The following is a 23,223-nucleotide window of genomic DNA, read 5'->3' as shown; positions in this document are numbered from 1 at the left end:
TAGTCGCGAGATTGACCCAGCAACCGGGTTTCTGGTTTTTGGCCCCGCGTGGGTAAGCCCTGTCCTGAAAAAAAAATCTGAGTTAGGTATTGCCTATTTTCTGCAAATCGAATAAGCTAACTAACGTTTGAACAAAGACTGAAAAATCTACTATTCCATTTGTCTAAGAAGACAAGAGGCAGAATTTTTTGCCTTAACCTCTTCTTAGCAAATATTTTTGCTTTACATAAAGCACAGCTTAAACACATGGAAAATGGGTTTAACCTGTGCTAGGTATACCCTGTTTTTTAATGAATACAACGCCCCGGTTGTCATGAAAAGAAAACCGCTCAAAACCTTGATAGCCCTCGCCCTGGGATTGTTTTTATGGGTAAACATCTCTTTGGTGAAAACGGCGGCAAGCGCCCTCGCCCTCACCTCATTCCAATCCCCAGAAACGGTCGTTTTTATAGACCCTGCTGTCAAGGAATACGAGAAATTAGCTAAATCTGTAGCGCCCAATACGCGGGCTTTTATACTTGATCGCCATCTTGATGGGGTGGGACAGATTTCGACGGTACTGGGAGAATACAAGGATTTAAAGAGCATTCAAATAGTCTCCCACGGGACAGCAGGTGTTCTGAAATTAGGGGAGGTCGAGTTAACGGCGGAAAATGTCGGTAACTATAGCCAGAATTTAGGTCAGTGGGGGAAAGCACTGGCTAAAGGAGGAGATATTCTCCTTTATGGGTGTGATGTAGCAGCGACTGAAGTGGGCGAGCAGTTCGTGCAACAGGTGAGCGAGTTAACAGGGGCGGATGTAGCAGCTTCTAAGGATAAAACAGGCAATAGTAACCTGGGTGGAGACTGGTCTTTAGAGTATCAGAGTGGGTTGGTATCTTCGTCTCTGGCGTTTCAGGAAGAGGCGATGAAAGACTATAAGGGAGTACTCGAAATTATTAAGGTAACTACTAATAGTGATAGTGGAACGGGTTCGTTAAGAGCTGCGATTGAAAAAGCTTTAAGTAGTTCAGAAGATACAATTATTGACTTAAGAGGGATTAGCGGAACTATTAATCTATCTAGTTCTTTGCCGACTATTACCGGAGGTGGCAAACTCTTCATCGTTGGGGATGGCGATGAAACTATCAGTGGTCAAAACTCGGATCAAATCCTTAGTGTTGACACTACGGATTTGCTCACTTTTGATACCCTAAAACTCTCGAACGGATTAGCCAAAGGTGGCGATGGTCAAAAGGGTGGCGGCGGCGGTTTAGGCGCTGGCGGTGCTTTGTTTATCGATCAGGGAAAAGTCGCCGTTCAAGATGTTACTTTTTCAGGAAATAAAGCCCAGGGTGGAAACTCGCCAGAAAACGCTGGAAAGGGGGGTGATGACGAAAAGAAAGGGGATAACGGTGGCAATGGAGGAAAATTCAATGAAAATGCTGCTTGGAGTCCCTTTACTCCAGGGAAAGGCGGATCTGGTAGCGAGACCTCAGATGAACCAGACAAGAGAAATGGCAAACCTGGGTCAGGGGGAGAATTTGGAACAGGAGGTGGAGGTGGAGGTGGAGGTGGAGGTTCGGAAATCTGTGCCAACACAACTCGTCCACCAATCACTGCTATTGCTAATACAATGAAAAGTTTCCACGGACCTGTGCCAGATTGACCTTTTCCATTGACAACCAAACATCTAGCAATAATGTCATGAAGAGCTTGCTTTTCTGGTGTGAACGCCGCCATCACGTAGCCGATGACTGATAATAACCCTCCAATAATTAGTACCAATCCAGCTACCCCCCAGTAAGGAGAGTTGTCTTTTCCTGTACTTTCCGTCATCAGTGCGATCAACAAAACTATTATCAAACTGAAAAACAAACAAATTGACTTAGCGAAATACCTGCCTGTGGCTCTGCCAAAAGATATTTTATTACCATTAGTATCAGTAACAATAATCCCCAGGACTCTTTTTCCATACGTTCCCTGTAGGGAAGAACTCTCCATTCCTGCAAAGTAAATCCAGCCTATGATAATTGTCAAAAGATTGTACATAATTGCTTTGGGATTATCCAGCGTGGTAAGCACTTTACCAAAAGCAATAAAATATACAAAATACAAAAAAATTGCATCTATCAAAATAGCAACAAATCTTTTTTCAATACCTGCGTAGTAACTTGTATTAGACATAAAATTATTTCCTTAATACTAAAGTTTGGGATATTTGGTCATGAAGAGCCTGTTTTTGATTTGTCCAGCCAGCCATAAAAAAACCTATAAAAATAGTTAAGTAAGACAGCAATTTCATACTATGTCTTTTAGTAGCTTGCTCAAAAGATAGTTTGTTGCCGTTGATATCGGTTACAAAAATACCTAGTAGCTTTTTGCCTAGTGTTCCTTGGAAGTTAGAACTCTCCATGACTGGACAATAGAGAAATCCAACAATTATATAGGTAACTATAAATCTGACCCAAAATTCGTCAGCATTATTTCCACTTGGTAGTGTAATAAAGTCCAAAATTAAACTACCAACCATTAAGATAGTTTTATCAATAATGTCTGCGACCATTCTTGTGGAAAAACCTGCGTATTTTATCAAAGGTTGTGGCGGTGGTGTGGGTGCTGGTATTGGTGTGGGTGTTGGTATTGGTGTTGACTGTCGTGGTGGTGTATAGACTTTAGTTTTTGTCAATTCACGGATAGCTTGCAGTGCTTCTGATGCTGATTGATAGCGCTTACTCGGATTGTAATGCACCATTTTGTCTAAAAAATTAGCCACTTCATTTGTCACCTGCGCTTGGTTTCGCCAAACAACTTGTTGAGTGTTAGGATCGAGCGGAATATGCATTGGAAGTATGCCAGTGAGAGCTTCGATGCCAATCATTCCTACAGCGTAGATATCACTGCTCAACTTGGGCTGTCTGTTTGCTTGCTCGGCAGGCATATAGCCTGGTGTACCAATAGCAACTGTTGTTAATGTTAACTGTCCTTGTGTGTTAAATACTTGAGTAGTTATTTGCTTGATAGCACCAAAATCAATTAGCACTATCTTGTTGTCTGACTTTCTGATAATTAAATTTTCCGGTTTAATATCGCGGTGAATTACTCCACGCTGATGCACAAATTCCAATACTTCTAAAATATATTGCAATAAAAAAGTTACTTGATTTTCACTCCACCGCCTACCGGGATAGATTTCTGTGCGGAGATTATTGCCTTCAATAACTTCTTGAACAAGGAAAAATTATTGTTGTTCTTGGAAGTAAGCTAACAAGTCTGGAATCAGTGGGTGTTTTCCTAAACTTTTCAGCGTTTTTGCTTCCTGCTCAAATGCCTCTTCCACCCACTTCATATGAGACTGATTTTGGGGTTTAAGTCTTTTAACAACACAACGCTCGTTGAATTTGGAAGTATCTACCGCTAGATAGGTTTCCCCAAAACTGCCCTCTCCCAGTTGTTCTGTGATGTAGTAATGTCCTTGAAGCGTTTCCCCAACCAGATTTTTCCCAAACATATAAAGGTTTACCGTATTTGAGTCAGCGATCGCACAACAATCAGACCCCAAGTTCTATACCCGCTCATTTCTTTGCTGAGTAACGTCTCGCGAATCTCTACCTGTCTATCTGGCTTAAGCCCTAACTTTTATGCAAAAAATCTGAGATTGTTACAAACCTTTACATTCATTTTCTGACCTTGACTCTGTTTACACCCCGATCGGTGTCGATTAATATCGACCCTCAGCCAACTCAACCATGTCGGTTTTTACCATGTTAAACTAGCTATACTTAGCAAGCTACTAACCAAGACTATTAGTCTTAGTTAGGCAAGGTTATAAATTTAACCAAACATCCTGCAATGGCTAACGACGAGATGTTTGCAGAGGCTGCAAATCACTGGGACTTGGAAAGGCTGTACGCAGATCTGGCAGAAGCTAAGCGGCAAGTGTCTCCTCGCGCTAGAAAGGGACTGACGGAGCGGGAAAAGCTGTATCTACGCGGGTTGCTGTGCGGTTACAGTCCTGCTGAAATGGCTCGCAAGCTGATTCAGAGTCCCAAGGGGGTTGAGGTTTATGTGTGTAAAACTTTATATCAGTACTTTAAAAACATGGCGGATGTACCTAATGAAAAAGTAGGCAACTGGAGAAATATCAATAACTGGCTAGATGAAGCAGGATATAAAACTAAGAATAAGCCGTCTGTTGAATCTAAATTAGCTAATTCTTTACCGATAGATGCATTAGTAAAGATAGTTGATATGGGGTTTGACAATCAAAATACACTCACAATTGATATTAAGATACGAGTATCGCTACCCTCAGCTTCAGAAGCCCAAGGAACAGAGGACTTGGATTCAGGCGATTCCTAATGCAGCGCGATATGCCGACCGCACGCTGCGCGAACGCACGCACCCGAAACGCGATCGCACACCACAAACAAACAAGCGATCGCATTTTGGCTCAGGAGAGAACTTAGCAATTACGAGCATCCCCCCCACGACAAGCTATCCTAAGTCTGAGCAACATCCGATCAAACCCAAATGAGGAGCATAGCATGGCCCAGTTGCCAGATGAAACGATCGCAATTATTCTCGAATTACAACGCCGACTTGTGAAGCTAATCGATCAAGCAGGCGCAACCGAACTATCTGTTTTTGATAGATTTGGAGAAACAGAAACAACAGCTTCTGTCTTAGAGCAACTGACAAACATCCGAGAACGAGCTACATCTTCCTATTCTCGCCTTTCTAACCTGCTCCTGCGAATTTCTGAATTTCAGCCGATTGCTCCTGCTGCTACCATAGAACTACTGACTCAAACGATTGAACAAGCTGAAGCCACCGCTTCGGCTGGCGAAGCTACCGTCCGAGAAGCTAAGAGTGATTGGAACCTATTATGACTACTCAACCACAACTTCCCGATCCAGAGAAAGTCAAACAGACTGTTACTAAAATGCGCGAAGTTTGTCGCCAGTTTGACAATCTTAATTTAGCTCTTGATGAACTAATTGCCCAGGTAGAAGCCGATATTCGCAAGAGTCCTTTAACAGCTTATCGTTTGGGGAAAATCAAGTCTGTACCTCAAAGTGTAGAGTCAGAAAAATAGTTATCTCATTGCCAAACGCGATATGCCGACCGCACGCTGCGCGAACGCACGCATCCGAAACGCGATCGCATACCATCGAGACAAGAGAAGCGATCGCAAGTCTATCTAGATTTCTAGGGCTAAGCTATCCTCAAAGTAAGAGATACAAAAGACAAGCGAATAGGAGGAAAGCGATCGCCATGCCAGCGACTGAAATTGATATCAGTACATTGATTACTCGTACACCTGGCTTGCACGGAGGTTGTCCTCATATTACAGGCAAAGGCGTTACCGTTCGACGCATCGTATTGTGGTATAAACGAGGACTCAATGCAGAGGAAATCTCTGACCGCATTGGACATTTAAACCTTGCCGAGGTTTATGCTGCACTGGCATATTACCATGCTAACAAAGAAGAGATTGAAGCTGACTTAGCTGCCCAAGCTGCTGAAGCGAAACGCCTGGAACTGTTCTACGAACAAAACGCTAACAACCAAACATGAGTGCCATTCGTCTATACATCGATGAAGATTCAATGGATAGAGATTTAATCCGCGCATTGCGCGCCAGGAATGTTGATGTCATTACCGTTCTAGAAACTGAAACCGAAGGGCAACTTGATGAAGAACAACTGAATTTAGCAACATCCCAAAACCGAGTGCTATACAGTCACAACATTGCTGACTTCTGTCAGCTACATACAGAATTTATCGCTGAAGGTAAAACCCATGCAGGAATAGCCTTGTTGTCGCAAGATTATTCAATCGGCGAACAATTACGCGCCATTTTAGGATTGGTCGCCACTAAAACCGCCCAAGAAATGCAAAATAAATTGGAATTTCTGAGCAAGTATTTGAGAAACGGTTAGTTAAATCCCACAATAAAATTAGCCGCTTCGCGCTATCCCATCCCACAGATCGCTCCTGTTATACTTGTCCTTAAATTCAGCAATTGTTAATTTCATTTGTTTTGTTGCTGGTGGAGGATTATCCCATAAATTATCTGATCTTGGGCTTTCTTTTTCCACTGTTTCTTTTGAAAGTTGGGATTTGCGCCGAACAACTAAACCCTCTGGTACGAGTTGAGGTTGGCGCTGTAGAACTAGGAATATCAGGAGAATTTGTAAAATAATTACTAAAACTAACAGTAAAGTTTCTATCTTTGATCCAAGTAATTCTATCAGTTGCATTCGTCTGCCTCCCTCCAGTGGTTTAATACTATCTTATGTCACCTTGGCAAACGATGCTTCTGCTAAGCGGGCGACGGCGTTGAAGCGCCTACTACGAACGGGGTGATCGCATCCCTTCTACCCAATCCCTTAAAGCGGAATCCAATCCAATTTATCGATCCATTCTTCAGCTTCACTCGTTTCCCAAATCACAAAAAGTTCTTCTGCCCAAATTCGTATTGTCCCACTTGGACGCAACCAAAACACTCCCCAACTATGTCCACCTGTTGCCCAATAATCTTCCAAATGCCCAGGAATACTTCTGCGGTTATCTGTTACCAACAACCTTTGCGATAGTTCTAGATACTGCAACAGTTCCTGATCGAGTGTTCCTAGCGGTGGTGTATTTGGATCGCCCACACGCAGAATATCTATCGCCCCGTTGAAGCGCAAAATTGCTGTTTTGAGTTTTGGCGGCAAATTTTCATCTAATAGGTAGCGTATTTTCACAACCGATTTAGCAACTCCTGTTCTCGTTGGGCTTTTATTGCTCTTATACGTTTTACCACTGGCGATGGTTCAGCAGCTAACCATTCTTGATAACGCTCCTCCCGCCACCTCGCCAACCGCAGCATATAAGCATCCATTTCGGCGCGATTGTGCAAATAATAGGTAATCGTTGCGTGAACTTTCTCCAAATTCAGAGTCGGTAACTCTTCCAGAATCTGTTCTGGCGAATATCCTTGCAGGTAATAATCAATCACATCGTCAATGCCGATGCGATGTCCTTTGATCCGGATGTCATCTGGATGTAAAAATTCAAAATAATCTTCTAGTTGCATCTCTCTACCTCTGCTAAATGTTTAATACTATCTTACCTCAAAGAATTGGTAGCTAGTGGCGGATTTTGAGGCGAGCGCATAACGCTCCCACTCAAACTATCCTTGTGCGATCGCTCTCAATTAATCAAAAAAACCAGTGCTAAAATAATTGAAAAATCAATCCATCTGGAGACTGCCCTATGCCCTCACCCTTTCCCGGAATGGACCCCTACTTAGAACACCCCGATTTCTGGCAGGAAACTCACAATCGATTGATTGTCGCAATTGCCGAATCCGTCATGCCTCAAATTCGCCCCAAATATGAAATCGCCATTGAAAAACGCATCTATGAAATAAACGATACCAACGACAATAACGGCGACTCACTTTTAGTTGGCATCCCCGATGTCGCGATTAAACGCCAACCTAATAGCCCCGATCTTCCTACCAGTTCGGTTGCAACTGTGGCTACAACAGTGCCTACTACCGTCAAAGTCCCAATTCCTGAAAAAATTAAACAAGCTTACCTGGAAGTGCGAGAAATGGCAACTAGGCAAGTTGTGACGGCAATTGAAATTATTTCTCCAGTCAACAAACGCAGTGGAGAAGGAAGAACCACTTACCTTAAAAAACGCCAAAGTATTTTAGGCAGCTTAACCCATTTGATTGAAATCGATCTGCTGCGAGGCTGGCAACCTATGCCAATTATTGACAATTCTATTCAAAGCGATTATCGCGTTTTAGTCAGTCGCAGCGATCGCCGTCCTTTTGCGGAACTTTATGCTTGCAATCTGCGCGACTCTTTACCCGTATTTCCACTTCCTTTGCGCGAGGAAGATGTAGAACCCATTGTTAATTTACCAGAGTTGCTCACAGGTGTTTACGATCGCGCAGGCTACGATTATCGCATCGATTATCATCAAGAACCAATCCCGCCCCTATCGGAACAAGATATGGTTTGGGCAACCGAACTGTTACGAGAAAAAGGACTGCGGGATAATTGATCGCGCAAGTTGCTAATTGCTAATTGCTAATTGCTAATTGCTAATTGCTAATTGCTAATAGGTAATACTAATTTCCTTTTAACATGCTACGGAGCAACATATACCGATTGTAGGGGCGGGTTTTACAAATAACCTTTGTGAAAAACAAACAATTGAAATAAACCCGCCCCGCCCCAAGCTTTTCGGATTCATGGGAAAACGGTATCATATGATGTCCGCTGAATTGCCCGTAATAAAAAAACTTCACAGAGTCGTTGCGTAGGGACTAAGGCTAAAGAGATATCTCGGATAAACAGATAACTTTGATCGTGCCGTGTCCCGGTTCACGATCGTAGGTAATCGACCGGACATGATATTATTGGCAGTTTATTAATACTTGACTAGGGATATGGCTGATAGCGGTGCGTTACACTGCGTTAACGCACCCTACATTTAGAACCTTTTATGCGATCGCTCTCCATTAATGCAAAATTATAGCCAGAAATCCGGTTTCTAAACAGAAACCGGGTTTCTTTAGGCTTCGCGCCGTTGTTAGCTCAAAATCCCTTCTTTTTGCGCCATGTACAGCATTAAATCAATCACGCGGCAAGAGTAGCCCCACTCGTTGTCATACCAGGAGACAACTTTAAAGAAGTTGGCATTTAATTCAATTCCCGCACCGGCATCGAAGATGCTGGAATGGGCATCGCCGCGAAAATCCATCGAAACTACTTCTTCTTCGGTGTAACCTAAAATGCCTTTCAGTTCGCCTTCGCTAGCGGCTTTCATCGCCGCGCAGATATCTTTGTAACTGGTTGCTTTTTCGGTTTTAAAGGTCAAATCTACCACCGAAACATCGGGGGTAGGAACTCGGAAAGCCATCCCTGTAAGTTTACCTTTCAATTGTGGCAGAACCAGCGCCACGGCTTTCGCCGCCCCTGTAGAGGAGGGAATGATATTTTGCGATGCACCTCGTCCGCCGCGCCAGTCTTTCTTGCTGGGACCATCTACCGTTGGTTGGGTGGCGGTCATGGCGTGAACTGTGGTCATTAAACCTTCCGTTAGGCCAAAGTTATCATCGATCACTTTGGCGACGGGTGCTAGACAGTTGGTTGTGCAGCTGGCGTTGGAGACGATTGTATCCTTGGCTGGGTCAAATGTTTGATGGTTGACACCTACCAGTAGGGTCGGAACTTTATCCGGATCTTTTGTTGGGGCGGAAATTACCACCCGTTTCGCGCCTGCCTTTAAGTGATTGGCAGCGCCCTCCTGGTTGGTAAATAACCCTGTAGATTCCACAACGTAATCGGTTCCCAGATTCCCCCAGGGCAATTCTGCCGGATTTCTCATGGAAAAACAGGGAATAAAGCGTCCGTCAATTACAATACCGTCGTCTTTGGCTTCTACTGTGCCGTCGTAAGTGCCGTGGGTTGAGTCGTATTTGAACAAATACGCGAGGTTATCCGGCGGAACTAGGTCGTTTATGCCGACAAACTCGATTTGCGGATTTTTAATGGCGCTTCGCATCACCAAGCGTCCGATGCGACCAAATCCATTGATACCAATTTTTAATGGGGACACAATTAAACCCTCCTTTTCAAATCCGATCGCCTCGACAGAGCATTTGGGATGGGGGATTGGATAAACTGTTCTTCTTTACCCCAGTCCCCATTCCCAGAGCCGATCTTCAAACTGCTCTTTCTCAGTTCTCTTGCACTTAGCATATTAAGGCTCTCACCAGCGGGCTTTAGACCGGACGCAAGCACGCTGTATGAATGTACGAGGGCATTCCAAACCCCTGGGCAAAACAGGAGAGTTTAAGAAAGGTTTTAGAAGTTTACCAAAGCGTCCTCGTGGTTTTGAGTTACCTTAAACTTAATAGAGTAGCCTTTGATACATTTCTTTACGTTATAACTGAGCCATGCTACCTTAATGAACTTTTGTGAAAAAATGCAATGTTTTAATTGCAAATCTTAAAAATCCCAGACAGTTGTAAAAAAATTCATGCATACTTTGACAAGATACCCATCTGGCCTGGAAAAGAGCAAATCAAAGGAAACTTGATTATGACAGCTTTCAATCCCCCTGTTTCAGTCTGTCGGTACTGTCAGCATTACAAACCGATGGGACGGCGCGGAGGTGCTTGCGAAATGCTTAACGTATCGGTGCAAGCAGTATGGAAGGGTTGCCAGCTAGGCGTTCCCACTTTTACAACAGCCTACGAAAGTTATGCCAAATGCGATCTAGTCCGGCAAAACTGAGGGCAGAAACCACAATAATTATCATAATTGTCAAAAAACTTGATTAATTTTGCATTAAAGTAGGGGCGAGTTTAACTAAGGATTCTACGCCAACCACGAGAAATCTGGTAAAACCGGCCTCTACTTTTTTGAGCGCGACTGGGCGAAGACAGCGCCACTACGAATCAGGCGATCGCATCCCACTGGTGTTGGTGATGCGATCGCTTTCTGATTTAAAAGTGATCTAGCTAACTGACAGTCACGCGCCAGTTCCGCTAAGGTGTAATTAAGTAGAGAAGCGCGAAACTTAGGCAAAGCAAGTTGTTAAGAAGTTATTAAAGTTCAGACCGCTCAAAACTGATAGGATATATCGGCTTTTAAGCCATTTCCTCAAAACAGAGAGTCCTAGCATCGATTGGAGAAATCGTCAAAATGGTAACCGTAAAATCGATCAAACCCACCACCGATCCGGCTTATGACATTCTGCGTGCCGAAAGCCAACCCCTCAGTTCAATTTTCACGCCAGAAACTGTCGCCGTGATCGGTGCAACGGACAAACCCGGTAGCGTGGGGCGGACTATCCTGTGGAACTTGATTAGCAATCCTTTCGGGGGAACCGTTTATCCCGTCAATCCCAAGCGACACAGTGTTTTGGGCATTCAAGCATACCCCAACATCAAAGCAATCCCAGAACGAGTTGATTTGGCTGTAATTGTCACCCCAGCAGCAACAGTACCAGAGATCGTCAGCGACTGCGTAGCCGCAGGAGTCAAAGGCGCGATCGTGATTTCTGCCGGATTTAAGGAAATCGGTACCGCCGGGGTAGAATTAGAGCGGCAAATCCTGGAAAAAGCGCGGGGAAAAATGCGAATTATCGGTCCCAATTGCTTGGGGGTGATGAATCCGCGCACGGGATTAAATGCTACCTTTGCCAGCACGATCGCGCGACCCGGTAATGTAGGTTTCATCAGCCAAAGCGGCGCGCTTTGCACCGCCGTCCTCGACTGGAGTTTGGCTGAAAACGTTGGTTTTAGCGCCTTCATTTCGATTGGTTCGATGCTTGATGTGGATTGGGGCGATTTAATTTATTATCTCGGCGACGACCCCAACACCCAAAGCATAGTTATATATATGGAATCGGTGGGAAATGCCCAGTCATTTCTCTCCGCCGCCAGAGAAGTAGCGCTGACGAAACCGATTATTGTAATTAAAGCCGGACAAACTGAAGCCGCCGCTAAAGCATCCGCCTCCCATACCGGCAGTTTGGCAGGTAAAGACGAAGTACTAGATGCGGCATTTCGTCGCTGCGGGGTATTGCGGGTGAACCGCATCTCCGAACTGTTTAATATGGCAGAAGTTCTCTCCAAACAACCCCGACTGCCAAAAGGCCCGCGATTGAGTATTATCACCAATGCTGGGGGGCCGGGAGTACTCGCGACGGATGCTTTAATTGCATCGGGTGGAGAACTGGCAGAATTATCGCCGGAAACAATCGCCGCCCTCAACCAATTCTTACCTACCCACTGGAGTCACGGTAACCCGATCGATATTCTCGGCGATGCCGACCCGCAGCGCTACACTAAAGCTTTGGAAGTAGCGGTTAAAGATCCCAATAGCGATGGCTTGTTGGTGATTTTGACTCCCCAAGCAATGACCAATCCCACCGAAATCGCCGAACAATTAAAGCACCACGCCCAAGGTGCCGATAAACCAGTTTTGGCTAGCTGGATGGGAGGAGATGAAGTCACCACAGGGGAGACAATATTAAACCGCGCCAGCGTTTCCACCTATCGCTATCCAGATTCCGCCGCGCGCCTGTTTAACTTGATGTGGAAGTACAGCTACAACCTGCGCGGTATCTACGAAACGCCGATGATGCCTCCCAATGGAGAAAACGCACCAGATCGGGCAATGGTGGCGCAGATACTGGAAGGAGTACGCCAGTCCGGTCGCACCATTCTCACCGAAGTGGAATCGAAGGAAATTTTAGCAGCATATGGGATTCCGATTGCCAAAACGGCGGAAGCTGATACCGAAGAAGCAGCAGTTGCGATCGCCAATTCCATCGGATACCCAGTCGTCCTCAAACTCCTCTCCAAAACGATTACGCACAAAACCGACGTCGGCGGCGTACAGTTGAACCTCACCGACGCCGATGCCGTCCGTTGGGCTTATCAAAAGATTAAAACATCGGTGAGCCAGAAAGCAGGGTTAGAGCATTTCTTGGGCGTCAGCGTGCAACCGATGTACAATCCCGATGGCAGTTACGAATTAATTATCGGTAGCAGCATCGATCCCCAGTTTGGTCCCGTATTGCTGTTCGGTTCCGGGGGACAATTAGTAGAGGTGTATAAAGATAGCGCGATCGCTCTTCCACCCCTCAACACCACCCTGGCGCGGCGGATGATGGAAAATACCAAAATCTACAAAGCGCTGCAAGGAGTACGCGGACGCAAACCCGTCGATCTCGCCGCCCTAGAACAAATCCTGGTAAGATTTAGCCAATTAGTAGTTGAACAGCGCTGGATTAAAGAAATTGACATCAATCCCCTGCTGGCTTCATCGAATCGACTAATTGCCCTCGATGCGCGGATCGTCCTCCATCCACCGGATACCAAAGAAGACGAACTGCCCAAACCCGCGATTCGTCCCTATCCAACCCAATATGTTTCGCCGTGGACGATGACAGACGGGACTCCAGTGATTATCCGTCCCATCCGTCCCGAAGACGAACCGCTGATCGTTCAATTCCACAAAACCCTATCCGAACAAAGCGTTTATTTCCGCTTCTTCAACTTAATGAAGCTGAGTCGGCGCATCGCCCACGAAAGGTTAACCCGCATCTGCTTCATCGACTACGACCGGGAAATGGCACTCGTGGCAGAATATAAAAACCCCAAAACAGGCGATCGCGAGATTCTCGCAGCTGGACGTTTGAGCAAATTGCACGGCGTCAACGAAGCAGAATTCTCCCTGCTGGTCGCCGATCCATACCAGCGTCGCGGATTGGGTACGGAGTTGCTACGACAGCTATTGCAAGTCGGTCGCGATGAGAAACTCGCCAAAGTGCGGGGCGATATTCTAGCTGAAAATACAGCCATGCAGCGCGTTTGCGAAAAAGTTGGATTTAGACGCGATCGCACCACCAACGATTTAGTTAAAGTCGAGATCGATTTGTAGTTGGTAACGGGTAATAGGCAAAAAACCCGGTTTCTCCCAAAAATCGTGGGTTTAGAGTCGCGAGATTGACGCAGAAACCGGGTTTTTCACCCCGAGTTGCAGGTTGAATATCAGGACTTACGCAAAAAACCCGGTTTCTCCGCAAAATCGTGGGTTTAGAGTCGCGAGATTGACGCAGAAACCGGGTTTTTCACCCCGCGTTGGAGGTTAAATATGACAGACACTGGGAGGGTAACGCTGGATGAACTGAAGCAGAGATATCCGAAAAAGTTTGCTTCAGAAGAGAAAATATTTAGTCGGATTCATCGAGGCGATCGCATCTTTATCGGTACGGGATGCGGCGAACCTCAATATCTCGTTCGCGCTTTAATCGATTATGTCAAATCCCATCCCAAAGAGTTAGTCGATGCGGAAGTTTTGCACGTCTGGACTCTGGGCGTTGCGCCCTACGCCGATGAAAAATTTAAGCGCAATTTTCGCCATAACTCCTTCTTTGTTGGCAAGAATACCAGAAACGCAGTTAATCAAGGACTTGCCGATTATACGCCCATATTCTTATCAGCCCTTCCCAATTTATTCTATCGCGGTCTGGTGCCGATTGATGTAGCCTTGATCCAAACTTCGCCGCCAGACAATCGCGGTTATATGAGTTTGGGCGTTAGCGTGGATATTGTCAAAGCCGCTACAGAAAAAGCCGCGTTAGTCATCGCTCAAATTAATTCTTACATGCCACGGGTGCATGGAGATGGATTTATTCACATCGAGGACGTAGATTTTCTTATTCTCTACGATGAACCGCTTTTAGAATATGAATCAGAAGCAGATTCAGCAATAGCCGAAAAAATTGGCAAGTACGTCGCCCGTCTGATTCAAGATGGAGATACAATTCAGGTGGGATACGGCAGCATTCCCAATGCTATTTTAGCAAATCTTGCTCATAAAAAAAACCTGGGCGTCCACACCGAACTCTTATCAGATGGCATCGTAGACTTAATCAAAAAAGGTGCGATCAAAAACAAAAATAAAACCATCAACCGGGGAAAAACAATCGCTGCCTTCTGCATGGGAAAAAAGGAAACATACGAATACATCCACGATCACCCAACTGTAGAATTTAAAACCATCGACTACACAAACAATCCCCTGATTATCGCCCAACACGATAACATGGTAGCGATTAATAGTGCCTTAGAAATAGATTTAACCGGACAGGCGACAGCGGAATCTATCGGCAAGATATTTTATAGCGGCATTGGAGGACAAGCTGACTTTATGCGAGGGGCAGTTTTGTCCCGCAATGGCAAAACAATTTTAACCATTCAATCTACCGCCGAAAACGAAACAATTTCTAGAATCGTACCGTTTCTGAAATCAGGGGCAGGAATTACACTCAATCGCGGCGACATTCATTACGTCGTTACAGAATACGGCATCGCATATTTACACGGTAAAAACATCCGAGAACGGGCAATGGAATTAATCTCTATTGCCCATCCAAAATTCAGAAATTGGTTGATAGAACAAGCAAAAGCGCGGAATATAATTTATCAATACCAGGCATTTATCCCAGGAAAAGCCGGAGAATATCCAGAAGAATTAGAAACTTATAGAACCACAGAAACGGGATTAGAAATCTTCCTGCGACCTGTAAAAATCAGCGACGAAACGTTATTAAAAGAATTATTTTATGCTTTATCAGACGAGAGCATACATCGCCGCTTTATTTCCATGCGTCCCGATATGCCCCACAAAAGATTGCAGGAATTCGCCATAATTGACTTTACCAAAGAAATGGTAATTCTGGCAGTGCGATCGCCAGCACAAAAACAAGAAATAATCGGCATCGGACAATATGCCATAGACGAAGAAACCCACGCCGCAGAAGTCGCTTTTGTAGTCAGAGACGATTATCAAAATCAAGGCATCGGCACCGAACTACTTACTTACTTAACCTATCTAGCCAAAAAACAGGGACTTTTGGGCTTTACCGCCGAAGTCTTAGTAGAAAATAGACCCATGCTGCATCTATTTGAAAAAATGGGATTTGCCATTGAAAGACGAATGGCAGAAGAAGTATACGAACTGAAAATGGCATTTGGGAATGGGTAATTGGTAATCGGAGAAAAACTGGCCTGCCCAATAAGCAATTAGCAATGAGCGATCGCCGCAGCCAAGCCATTGTTTAATTATGTGTAGCAGTTGCATCCCTTGCGCGCCGCCCCCTTATGATATAGTCAAAGATTTATATCAGACGCAGATTGAGTCAGCAACACCAGAAGCAATCGGCTGCTGCTAGCGCGAGGAGGTGAAGTGCATCTCCAGCAAAACCCTTCCTTACTCCCTTCGCCCTTCGGCGAAAGAACCTCTTCTTTTCTCTTACCTCTGCGTTCTCTGCGCCTCTGCGGTTCAATAAAAAATTACTCTAACGTCAAGGGAGTAAATAACCGATGAAATTAAGGCGAAAAATGATTCCCATCCGCCGCCGAATTATAGTCTCACTTTCAAAAGGGTGTAAACAACTATGTCGCAAGCCACAATAGAATCCATCCTACAAGAAGAACGGCTATTCCAGCCCCCCGCTGAATTCTCCCAAACCGCTCATATCAAAAGCTTAGAACAATATCAACACCTCTACAATAAAGCAAAAACTGAGCCCGAAACATTTTGGGCAGAATTAGCAGAACAAGAACTACACTGGTTCCAAAAGTGGGATAAAGTACTCGATTGGCAACCCCCCTTTGCCAAGTGGTTTGTAGGAGGCAAGTTAAACATTTCCTACAACTGTTTAGATCGCCATTTAACTGACGATCGCCGCGACAAAATCGCCTTAATCTGGGAAGGAGAACCGGGTGATGGCTTAAAAATTACCTACGCCGAATTGCACCGCCTCGTTTGCAAAATGGCAAACACCCTCAAAACAATGGGCGTGCAAAAAGGCGATCGCATAGGCATCTACATGCCCATGATTCCAGAAGTAGCGATCGCTATGCTAGCCTGTACCAGAATAGGCGCCCCCCACACCGTGATATTTGGCGGATTTAGCGCCGAAGCATTAAAAGACCGACTCCTCGACGCAGAAGCCAAAGTTATTATTACCGCTGATGGCGGTTGGCGCAAAGATGCCGTTGTCCACATCAAAGACCAAGTAGATAAAGCACTTGCAGATGAAGGCGTCCCCAGCGTCGAAAAAGTCATCGTCGTGCGACGGACGGGACATCCTATTAATATGCAACCAGATCGGGACTACTGGTGGCACGAATTGCGGAAAGCAGCTGGCGATGACTGTCCAGCAGAACCGATGGACAGCGAAGACACCCTGTTTATCCTTTATACTTCCGGCACTACCGGAAAACCAAAAGGCGTCGTCCACACCACCGGCGGTTACAACCTCTACACCCACATCACCACCAAGTGGATTTTCGATCTCAAAGATACGGATATTTTGTGGTGTACCGCCGACGTAGGTTGGATTACAGGTCACAGTTACCTAGTTTACGGCCCCCTGTCCAACGGCGCTACCACCGTGATGTACGAAGGCGCGCCTCGCGATTCCAACCCCGGTTGCATGTGGGATGTCATCCAAAAATACGGCGTTACTATCTTTTATACCGCTCCCACTGCAATTCGCACCTTCATGAAAATGGGAGAAGCTTTGCCTTTGGCGCGGGATTTATCTTCCCTGCGATTATTGGGAAGCGTGGGGGAACCGATTAACCCAGCCGCTTGGATGTGGTATTACCGAGTCATAGGAGGAGAACGCTGTCCGATTGTAGATACTTGGTGGCAAACTGAAACCGGCGGCATCATGCTGACACCCCTACCGGGTGCGACGCCGATGAAACCTGGTGCAACAACTCTGCCCTTCCCCGGAATTGAGGCGGAGGTGGTAGATTTGGATGGCAATCCCGTGGGTGAAAATCAAGGCGGATATTTGGCGATCAAAAATCCTTGGCCCAGCATGATTCGCACAGTTTACCGCAACCCCGACCGCTACCGCACCACCTATTGGGAGCATATTCCGCCCAAAAACGGTCAATACCTCTACTTTACTGGGGATGGAGCTAGAAAAGATAAACAAGGATACTTCTGGGTTATGGGAAGAGTTGATGATGTGATAAACGTTGCCGGACACCGCTTAGGTACGATGGAAGTCGAATCGGCGTTAGTATCTCACCCGGCGGTAGCGGAAGCTGCTGTTGTGGGAAAACCTAGCGATATTAAAGGGGAAGAAATCGTTGGTTTCGTGACTTTAGAAGAAGGGTATTCCCCTAGCGACCAACTGGCGAAAGAACTCAAGCAACACGTTGCGAATGAAATTGGTGCTTTAGCGCGTCCCGCAACGATCCAATTTTGCGAAGCCTTACCCAAGACCCGATCTGGTAAAATCATGCGGCGACTGCTGCGAAATCTAGCATCGGGTCAAGAAGTCGCGGGGGATACCTCTACACTCGAAGATCGCAGCGTTTTGGAAAAACTGCGCGGCGGTGCTTGAATTTTAGAGGGTGGGGTGCGAACGCATTTTTCATCCCCTGTAGGTTGGGTTTCACTTTGTTCCACAGGACTTACGCAAACACCAAAGTTTCTCTGAAAAATCGTGAATTTGCTGTGGAGAGATCGACAAAGAAACCCGGTTTCTCGCCTCTTCGTGCGTAAGTCCTGGCAAAGAAACCCGATTTCTCATCAAAACACCTCCGTTGCGGGAAACTCTGCGTCTTTAGACCAGAGAGGAACGCACGGTAGCGAATTTATTCGCCTACAGTCTTCTCTAGCCATGATGCGGGTCGTTAATGTAACGCTGGATTGTATCAGCACTGACGTTGCCTGCTGTTGAAAAGAAGTAACTGTTAGTCCACAAAGAAGGGAGTTTCTTGAGTTCTGGGAACTCCTTCCTGAGATAATTCGCTGACCGTCCTTTGAATGCTTTTGCTACTTGAAAGATAGCATCGGTTGGATGAATCTCAACAAAAAGGTGAATATGGTCAGGTGCAACCAAAGGGCGCTCTGATATGCCAACCCTTTTCAGTGGAAGAGCTTCAGAGAAGATTTCGTAGATTCTATCTCGAATCTTTCCCACAAGCACTTTTTTACGTCGCTTTGGTATCCAGACCAAATGGACTACGCATAAACCAACAGCGTGATTGTAGTGTCTGTACTCCTATGAGTTTTTTCGCATTCTATTTACGGATTGACTGTTGTTATGATTGTAGAATAGAAGAGAGAGAACAACAAAGCCAGTGAGGTCGAATGGCTAAACTAAAGAAACAAATGGGTGTTCAGCAAATGTGCTTACACCCAGACAAAGAGACTAAAGCAATCCTTCAATACTTGTGTGAACAGTCTGGGAAACTGTACAACACTGGTGTCTATTTTGCGCGTCAGACTTTCTTTAAGACAGAAAGACTCCTGACAGGTAAATTTGACTTGGTTTACGAACCTTATGTTGGTAGAGGTATTATCGCTCAATCCTTGCCTTCGACTCGGCTCAACAAACATTGATGAGTGTGGCAGAGGCTTTTAAGTCGTACAAAGGATTGCGCGATTTATGGTTTAAAGGACAGCTTCCCAATAAGCCTAAACCACCGAATTACCTCAAGGGTTCAAAGTTATTTAAGGTGGCATACCCCAACTCAGGTGGGCAAAAACCAAAGTTGGTTGATGGTCAGCTTCAGTTTTCACTGGGATTAACCGTTAGGCGTTGGTTTGGAATCGACGGTTTTCGACTACCAGCGCCTAGTAATCTCGATATCAGTGCCGTTAAGGAATGGACGATTCTCCCCAAGAACGGAGCGTTCTACCTAGAAGCCTCTTACGAAGTTTCGGTAGAGAAATACGGGGGTGGAATTGACGACCAGGCTTTAGCTATTGATTTGGGGACGGCAGACAACCTCGCAGCCTGCGTGGATACTCTGGGGAACTCGTTCCTGATTGATGCCCGTGCAATGAAGGCATTCAATCAATACTGGAACAAGCAGGTTGCCACGCGCAAGGAAAACAAACCCCAAGGTTATTGGGATAGTTGGCTAGACCGAGTAACCCGCAAGCGTAACCACAGGATGCGAGATGGGATTAACAAAGCAGCGAAGCTGATAATCAACCATTGCTTAAAATATGGCATCAGTACCATCGTTCTAGGTTGGAATGAAGGCTTCAAAGAGAATGCCAATATGGGTAGAGCGAACAACCAAAAGTTCGTTCAAATGCCCCTAGCCAAACTGAAAGACCGACTTGAACAACTGTGCAACAAGCACGGAATTAAGTTCGAGGTCACAGAAGAGTCCTATACCAGTAAAGCCAGCTATCTAGATGGAGACTCCCTACCTAAATATGGCGAAAAGCCAGATGGGTGGAAAGCATCAGGTAGAAGAACAAAGCGCGGGTTATACAAAAGCAAAAATGGCTCAATAGTGAATGCTGACCTAAATGGTGCTGCAAACATAATGAGCAAAGTAGCCAGAAAGCTAGGCATTGACCTAGACCGACTGGGTAGACGGTGCAATGACCGACCGTAGCGAGAGTCAGATTGTGGGTGCTACCTCAGTCTACTCTGTCCGCAGAATCCCCGTCTCTTTAGAGCGGGGAGTGTCAACACCTCTTGCGTAAGTCCTGCATAAATTTCGCACCTGTAGGGACACGGCATTCTAGAAACTTTGGGTAAAAATCAAAATTTCTTCTGCGCCGTGTCCCTACTGTGCGATCTCCAGCTATTTTCCCAGACGATGAGATCGCATACAGGGGCGGGTTTAGTTAAATAACGCAAGTTGCTAGTTATAAACAAGGGCGTTGCTAATTGCTAATTGCTAATTGCTAATATAGGATTTTTACTGACATTAGCCATTAGCCGCTCCCAGAGAGATCGCTAGCAACTTGAGTTAAATGCCCCTATATTGCTTACCTGCTTACCTACTCACTTGCTCAACTTTTGGCTTCGACTTTGGTGCTTGCGCCTGCATTTCCAACAGTTGGGGTATCGTTACAAACCGATAGCCGCGCTGTCTGAGTCCGGCAATAATTTGCGGTAAAGCTAGCACGGTTTTCGGGTGAACGTCATGCAGCAGGACAATACCCCCTGGCGTCGCCATCTTCACCACATTTTTCACATACCCAGCGACTGTATTGCGGGGTCGAAATTCTCCTGGCTCGGAATTCCACATCATAATACCATAATTTTTACTGCGGGCATAAGCGACTAGCCCATTATGCATAAAGCCACCCGGCGGACGGAAAAGAAATGTTTGTACGCCTGTAGTTTGATAAATCAGCTTCGACGTATTTTCTATTTCCGCCGCAGCCGTCGCCGGATTCATGTGAAAATACCAATGATGCCAGGTATGGTTGCCTATTGCATGGCCTTCTGCTACTACTTGCCGCCCAATGTCTGGATACTTTTTCAGGTTTCTGCCTATCCAAAAAAACGTTGCTTTGATGTTGTTTTGCCTGAGAATGTTTAATACCTGAAACGTAGTGTCAGGCCATGGTCCGTCATCGAATGTGAGCGCGATCGCTTTTTCTTGGGCACCCAATTGCACCTGTGTGACGATTTTCCCGCGCAACTGTGGGGGGGGAGAAAAGGTAGGCGTATAGCGTGTCAGAGCCGTCTGTTTATAGCTGTCAGCTAGGCGTGAGGGTAACAGCAGGGAAATGCCTAACAACCCTGTCACAGCGATCGCCGTTGTTACAAACCTGGGATACCAAAAAAACGTGCTACGGTTTTCCATATTAAAGTTTGTTTAAAATATAGCCTCCCGATTACAGGAACGTGCTAGCGCGGACATCTATCTGCGGGCGGATTTCACTGTGCTTGCTTGGGACATTCTATATTTTACAGACCAACGTGGCAGCTCTGAGAATTTTATCGCTATTTTTTCATCAAAACAAACAGAAACCCGGTTGCTTTAACCAAAGAAACCGGGTTTCTCGGAAAAATCGTCCCAGCAAGAAACCCGGTTTCTTTAAGAAACCGGGTTTCTCAAAGGTAGCTGGGTTTCTTTAAGAAACCGGGATGCTCAAAGGTAGCTGACTACCCAATGATTGGAACTGTTTCACCTGCGCTCAAAAGCGGTGGGAAATGGTGAACGTTCACTTCATGCATCACTTGAATGCCGATCGTAGCGCGGTTGACAATATCCGCATTAGTCGGAATCGGTCGCCCTTGGCTATCTAGGATCGAGTGGTTGAAATTGAAACCGTTGAGGTTCAACGCGACCAAACAAATCCCTGCTGTAGCGAACCAAATACCTATCGTCGGTAAAGCTGCCATCAAAAAGTGTACAGCACGGCTATTGCGGCTGGCTAACGATGGAATAAACAGCCGTCCTAAGTAGCCATAAAACCCAGCCAGATAATTGTAGGTTTCTTCGAGTTGACCAAACTTGTAACCCGCCGTCGCCGATTCAATTTCTGTTGTTTGCCGAATTAGGCTCGCAGTTGTCAATGCACCATAAGATGCGCTCATGAATGCACCGCCAAACACACCGATAATGCCTAACAGGTGGAAAGGATGCATTAGAATATTGTGACCGGCTTGGACGGCTAACATGAAGTTAAACGTGCCGGTAATTCCTAAAGGCAACGCATCAGAAAAACTACCTTGACCGATGGGATAAACTAGCAATACTGATGTCGCGGCGCCAACTGGCGCACTGAAAGCCACAGCAATCCAGGGGCGCATCCCTAAGCGGTAGCTGAGTTCCCACATTTGCCCCAGGTAGCACCAAATTCCAATCAGGAAATGCAGCACAATTAATTTGATAGGGGCCACCGTTGTAAAGCCATTCATCGAGAGAACCAGCAGCCCAAATCGGATAAAAATGCAAGCCAATTGCCGCAGAGGTCGGTACGACAGCAGCCGTAATGATGTTGTTACCGCCCATGAGAGAACCGATCACGGGTTCCCGCACGCCATCGATATCGACGGATGGGGCGGCGATAAATGCGATCGCAAAACAAATCGCAGCAGCACACAGAGTAGGAATCGCCAGTACGCCAAACCAGCCAATATAAATCCGGTTCTCCGTACTCGTTATCCAATCGCAAAACCCATCCCAATATTTTGCGACATCTAGTTCGGCACGACGTTGAGTAATAGTGTTCATAGGAAAAGCGCTCACTTCCAAAACTACGCCGAAAAAAGGAAATTAAACAGCCAGCTAAAAAAAATCGGCTAATTTTTCACACACAATTGTGGATTAAATTTTTCTCTCCGCTTCTGCTAGTGCGTTCAAGCTCTTTGATTGCAGTTAATTTAGTTACTCATTCACCATCACTTACAAAAAATTCTATAAAAACTTTCGATTAGCTTGCACATTTATGAAACATCTTTTAATTTAAATTTAAAATAAATTCAATAAACATAATATTTTGATAATTTGTTTTAATATAACGTAGCAAATCGGGGGTCGAAGGTTTTTCCTCATAGCCGATGCCAAGAGCGTTCCGCCGTCCCATGCCCCTCTGAAGATTGATAGATTCAGGACTGACGCAAACACCAAAGTTTCTCTGAAAAATCGTCGCAGAAACCCGGTTTCTCAGATCGTCGTGGGTAAGTCCTGAGATTCTTACTTTCACCTGGGACGCCGGACGCATCTGGCAGAATAAAACTGGAATCTGCGCCGTGCCGGTACCGGCGTCTAGCACCAGGGCATTGGTTGGTGGCAATTTAATCGCCTGCTTCCGGTTCCAACAGTCTCTGCATGGTAAATACCCTGAAAGGAGTGGCAAACTTTGTATTAATTTTTTCACAATTGTGAAATTACTCGCAGGTTTGGGAACAATAAAA

The 23,223-nt window shown here is 45.6% G+C and carries 21 protein-coding genes and 4 pseudogenes; 13 read left to right on the top strand and 12 right to left on the bottom strand.

Features of this window, described 5'->3' with window-relative positions; all coding sequences use genetic code 11:
* Positions 1-313: 313 nt before the first annotated feature.
* The gene (locus tag ACE1CM_RS34160; RefSeq protein WP_374883331.1) at positions 314-1,648 is read left to right on the top strand and encodes a DUF4347 domain-containing protein; all 1,335 of its coding nucleotides are present in this window, start codon (positions 314-316) and stop codon (positions 1,646-1,648) included.
* A 38-nt stretch (positions 1,649-1,686) separates the two neighbouring features.
* On the opposite strand, the pseudogene ACE1CM_RS34155 reads toward ACE1CM_RS34160, so the two are convergent.
* The 3 genes and pseudogenes from ACE1CM_RS34155 to ACE1CM_RS34145 form a co-directional block, all read right to left on the bottom strand.
* A pseudogene (locus tag ACE1CM_RS34155) lies at positions 1,687-2,166 on the bottom strand (RDD family protein); the annotation flags it as partial.
* 4 nt (positions 2,167-2,170) lie between these two features.
* The gene (locus ACE1CM_RS34150; protein WP_374883369.1) at positions 2,171-2,575 is read right to left on the bottom strand and encodes an RDD family protein; all 405 of its coding nucleotides are present in this window, start codon (positions 2,573-2,575) and stop codon (positions 2,171-2,173) included.
* Positions 2,576-2,692: 117 nt separating this feature from the next.
* Positions 2,693-3,490 (bottom strand): annotated as a pseudogene (locus ACE1CM_RS34145) (protein kinase); the annotation flags it as partial.
* 341 nt (positions 3,491-3,831) lie between these two features.
* Here ACE1CM_RS34145 and ACE1CM_RS34140 point away from each other — a divergent pair.
* The 5 genes from ACE1CM_RS34140 (at position 3,832) to ACE1CM_RS34120 (ending at position 5,924) form a co-directional block, all read left to right on the top strand.
* On the top strand, positions 3,832-4,341 hold the full coding sequence (locus ACE1CM_RS34140; protein WP_374883330.1) for a helix-turn-helix transcriptional regulator: 510 nt from the start codon (positions 3,832-3,834) through the stop codon (positions 4,339-4,341).
* Between the two features lie 185 nt (positions 4,342-4,526).
* Positions 4,527-4,871, top strand: a complete 345-nt coding sequence (locus ACE1CM_RS34135) for a hypothetical protein (protein WP_374883329.1) — start codon at positions 4,527-4,529, stop codon at positions 4,869-4,871.
* Positions 4,868-5,077 carry a hypothetical protein gene (locus ACE1CM_RS34130; RefSeq protein WP_374883328.1) on the top strand — a complete coding sequence of 70 codons (210 nt, stop codon included), beginning with the start codon at positions 4,868-4,870 and terminating at the stop codon, positions 5,075-5,077. The genes ACE1CM_RS34135 and ACE1CM_RS34130 overlap by 4 nt, the downstream gene beginning before the upstream one ends.
* Positions 5,078-5,256: 179 nt before the next feature.
* Positions 5,257-5,559, top strand: a complete 303-nt coding sequence (locus ACE1CM_RS34125; RefSeq protein WP_374883327.1) for a DUF433 domain-containing protein — start codon at positions 5,257-5,259, stop codon at positions 5,557-5,559.
* Positions 5,556-5,924 carry a DUF5615 family PIN-like protein gene (locus ACE1CM_RS34120; protein ID WP_374883326.1) on the top strand — a complete coding sequence of 123 codons (369 nt, stop codon included), beginning with the start codon at positions 5,556-5,558 and terminating at the stop codon, positions 5,922-5,924. The genes ACE1CM_RS34125 and ACE1CM_RS34120 overlap by 4 nt, the downstream gene beginning before the upstream one ends.
* Positions 5,925-5,942: 18 nt before the next feature.
* Here ACE1CM_RS34120 and ACE1CM_RS34115 read toward each other — a convergent pair whose 3' ends face one another.
* The 3 genes from ACE1CM_RS34115 to ACE1CM_RS34105 form a co-directional block, all read right to left on the bottom strand.
* Positions 5,943-6,245: a hypothetical protein gene (locus tag ACE1CM_RS34115; RefSeq protein ID WP_374883325.1), complete on the bottom strand. Its 303-nt coding sequence runs from the start codon at positions 6,243-6,245 to the stop codon at positions 5,943-5,945.
* Positions 6,246-6,374: 129 nt separating this feature from the next.
* The gene (locus ACE1CM_RS34110; RefSeq protein ID WP_374883324.1) at positions 6,375-6,734 is read right to left on the bottom strand and encodes a hypothetical protein; all 360 of its coding nucleotides are present in this window, start codon (positions 6,732-6,734) and stop codon (positions 6,375-6,377) included.
* Positions 6,731-7,066: a DUF433 domain-containing protein gene (locus ACE1CM_RS34105; protein WP_374883323.1), complete on the bottom strand. Its 336-nt coding sequence runs from the start codon at positions 7,064-7,066 to the stop codon at positions 6,731-6,733. The genes ACE1CM_RS34110 and ACE1CM_RS34105 overlap by 4 nt, the downstream gene beginning before the upstream one ends.
* Before the next feature lie 179 nt (positions 7,067-7,245).
* On the opposite strand from ACE1CM_RS34105, the gene ACE1CM_RS34100 reads away from it, so the two are divergent.
* The gene (locus ACE1CM_RS34100; RefSeq protein ID WP_374883322.1) at positions 7,246-8,049 is read left to right on the top strand and encodes a DUF4058 family protein; all 804 of its coding nucleotides are present in this window, start codon (positions 7,246-7,248) and stop codon (positions 8,047-8,049) included.
* A gap of 531 nt (positions 8,050-8,580) precedes the next feature.
* Here ACE1CM_RS34100 and gap read toward each other — a convergent pair.
* A complete protein-coding gene (gap, locus tag ACE1CM_RS34095; protein ID WP_374883321.1) occupies positions 8,581-9,609 on the bottom strand; it encodes a type I glyceraldehyde-3-phosphate dehydrogenase in 1,029 nt (342 codons plus the stop codon).
* 485 nt (positions 9,610-10,094) lie between these two features.
* On the opposite strand from gap, the gene ACE1CM_RS34090 reads away from it, so the two are divergent.
* On the top strand, positions 10,095-10,289 hold the full coding sequence (locus ACE1CM_RS34090) for a hypothetical protein (RefSeq protein ID WP_374883320.1): 195 nt from the start codon (positions 10,095-10,097) through the stop codon (positions 10,287-10,289).
* Between the two features lie 120 nt (positions 10,290-10,409).
* On the opposite strand, the gene ACE1CM_RS34085 is transcribed toward ACE1CM_RS34090, so the two are convergent.
* A complete protein-coding gene (locus tag ACE1CM_RS34085; protein WP_374883319.1) occupies positions 10,410-10,583 on the bottom strand; it encodes a hypothetical protein in 174 nt (57 codons plus the stop codon).
* 117 nt (positions 10,584-10,700) lie between these two features.
* Here ACE1CM_RS34085 and ACE1CM_RS34080 point away from each other — a divergent pair, with 117 nt between their 5' ends.
* From ACE1CM_RS34080 to acs, 3 genes are all read left to right on the top strand, one after another.
* Positions 10,701-13,448 (top strand): bifunctional acetate--CoA ligase family protein/GNAT family N-acetyltransferase, encoded by a 2,748-nt coding sequence (locus ACE1CM_RS34080; RefSeq protein ID WP_374883318.1) that lies wholly within the window; start codon positions 10,701-10,703, stop codon positions 13,446-13,448.
* 213 nt (positions 13,449-13,661) lie between these two features.
* A complete protein-coding gene (locus tag ACE1CM_RS34075) occupies positions 13,662-15,557 on the top strand; it encodes a GNAT family N-acetyltransferase (protein ID WP_374883316.1) in 1,896 nt (631 codons plus the stop codon).
* A 412-nt stretch (positions 15,558-15,969) separates the two neighbouring features.
* Positions 15,970-17,940 carry an acetate--CoA ligase gene (gene acs / locus ACE1CM_RS34070; RefSeq protein ID WP_374883315.1) on the top strand — a complete coding sequence of 657 codons (1,971 nt, stop codon included), beginning with the start codon at positions 15,970-15,972 and terminating at the stop codon, positions 17,938-17,940.
* 273 nt (positions 17,941-18,213) lie between these two features.
* Here the strand turns inward: acs and tnpA are convergent.
* Positions 18,214-18,600: pseudogene (gene tnpA / locus ACE1CM_RS34065) on the bottom strand (IS200/IS605 family transposase); the annotation flags it as partial.
* A 92-nt stretch (positions 18,601-18,692) separates the two neighbouring features.
* On the opposite strand from tnpA, the gene ACE1CM_RS34060 reads away from it, so the two are divergent.
* Both ACE1CM_RS34060 and ACE1CM_RS34055 read left to right on the top strand, forming a co-directional pair.
* Positions 18,693-18,944: a hypothetical protein gene (locus ACE1CM_RS34060; RefSeq protein WP_374883314.1), complete on the top strand. Its 252-nt coding sequence runs from the start codon at positions 18,693-18,695 to the stop codon at positions 18,942-18,944.
* Positions 18,944-19,957: an RNA-guided endonuclease InsQ/TnpB family protein gene (locus ACE1CM_RS34055; protein ID WP_374883312.1), complete on the top strand. Its 1,014-nt coding sequence runs from the start codon at positions 18,944-18,946 to the stop codon at positions 19,955-19,957. The genes ACE1CM_RS34060 and ACE1CM_RS34055 overlap by 1 nt, the downstream gene beginning before the upstream one ends.
* Positions 19,958-20,344: 387 nt before the next feature.
* On the opposite strand, the gene ACE1CM_RS34050 is transcribed toward ACE1CM_RS34055, so the two are convergent.
* From ACE1CM_RS34050 to ACE1CM_RS34040, 3 genes and pseudogenes are all read right to left on the bottom strand, one after another.
* Entirely contained in the window at positions 20,345-21,163 is an 819-nt protein-coding gene (locus ACE1CM_RS34050; protein WP_374883311.1) for a polysaccharide deacetylase family protein, read from the bottom strand.
* A 302-nt stretch (positions 21,164-21,465) separates the two neighbouring features.
* A pseudogene (locus tag ACE1CM_RS34045) lies at positions 21,466-22,540 on the bottom strand (Photosystem Q(B) protein 1).
* 226 nt (positions 22,541-22,766) lie between these two features.
* Entirely contained in the window at positions 22,767-23,102 is a 336-nt protein-coding gene (locus ACE1CM_RS34040) for a hypothetical protein (protein ID WP_374883310.1), read from the bottom strand.
* Positions 23,103-23,223: the final 121 nt, after the last annotated feature.

This window comes from Microseira sp. BLCC-F43 (genome assembly GCF_041929235.1).
Lineage (GTDB): Bacteria > Cyanobacteriota > Cyanobacteriia > Cyanobacteriales > Aerosakkonemataceae > Microseira.
The sequence above is the reverse complement of the archived record's forward strand: the minus strand, read 5'-3'. Positions and strand labels throughout refer to the sequence as shown.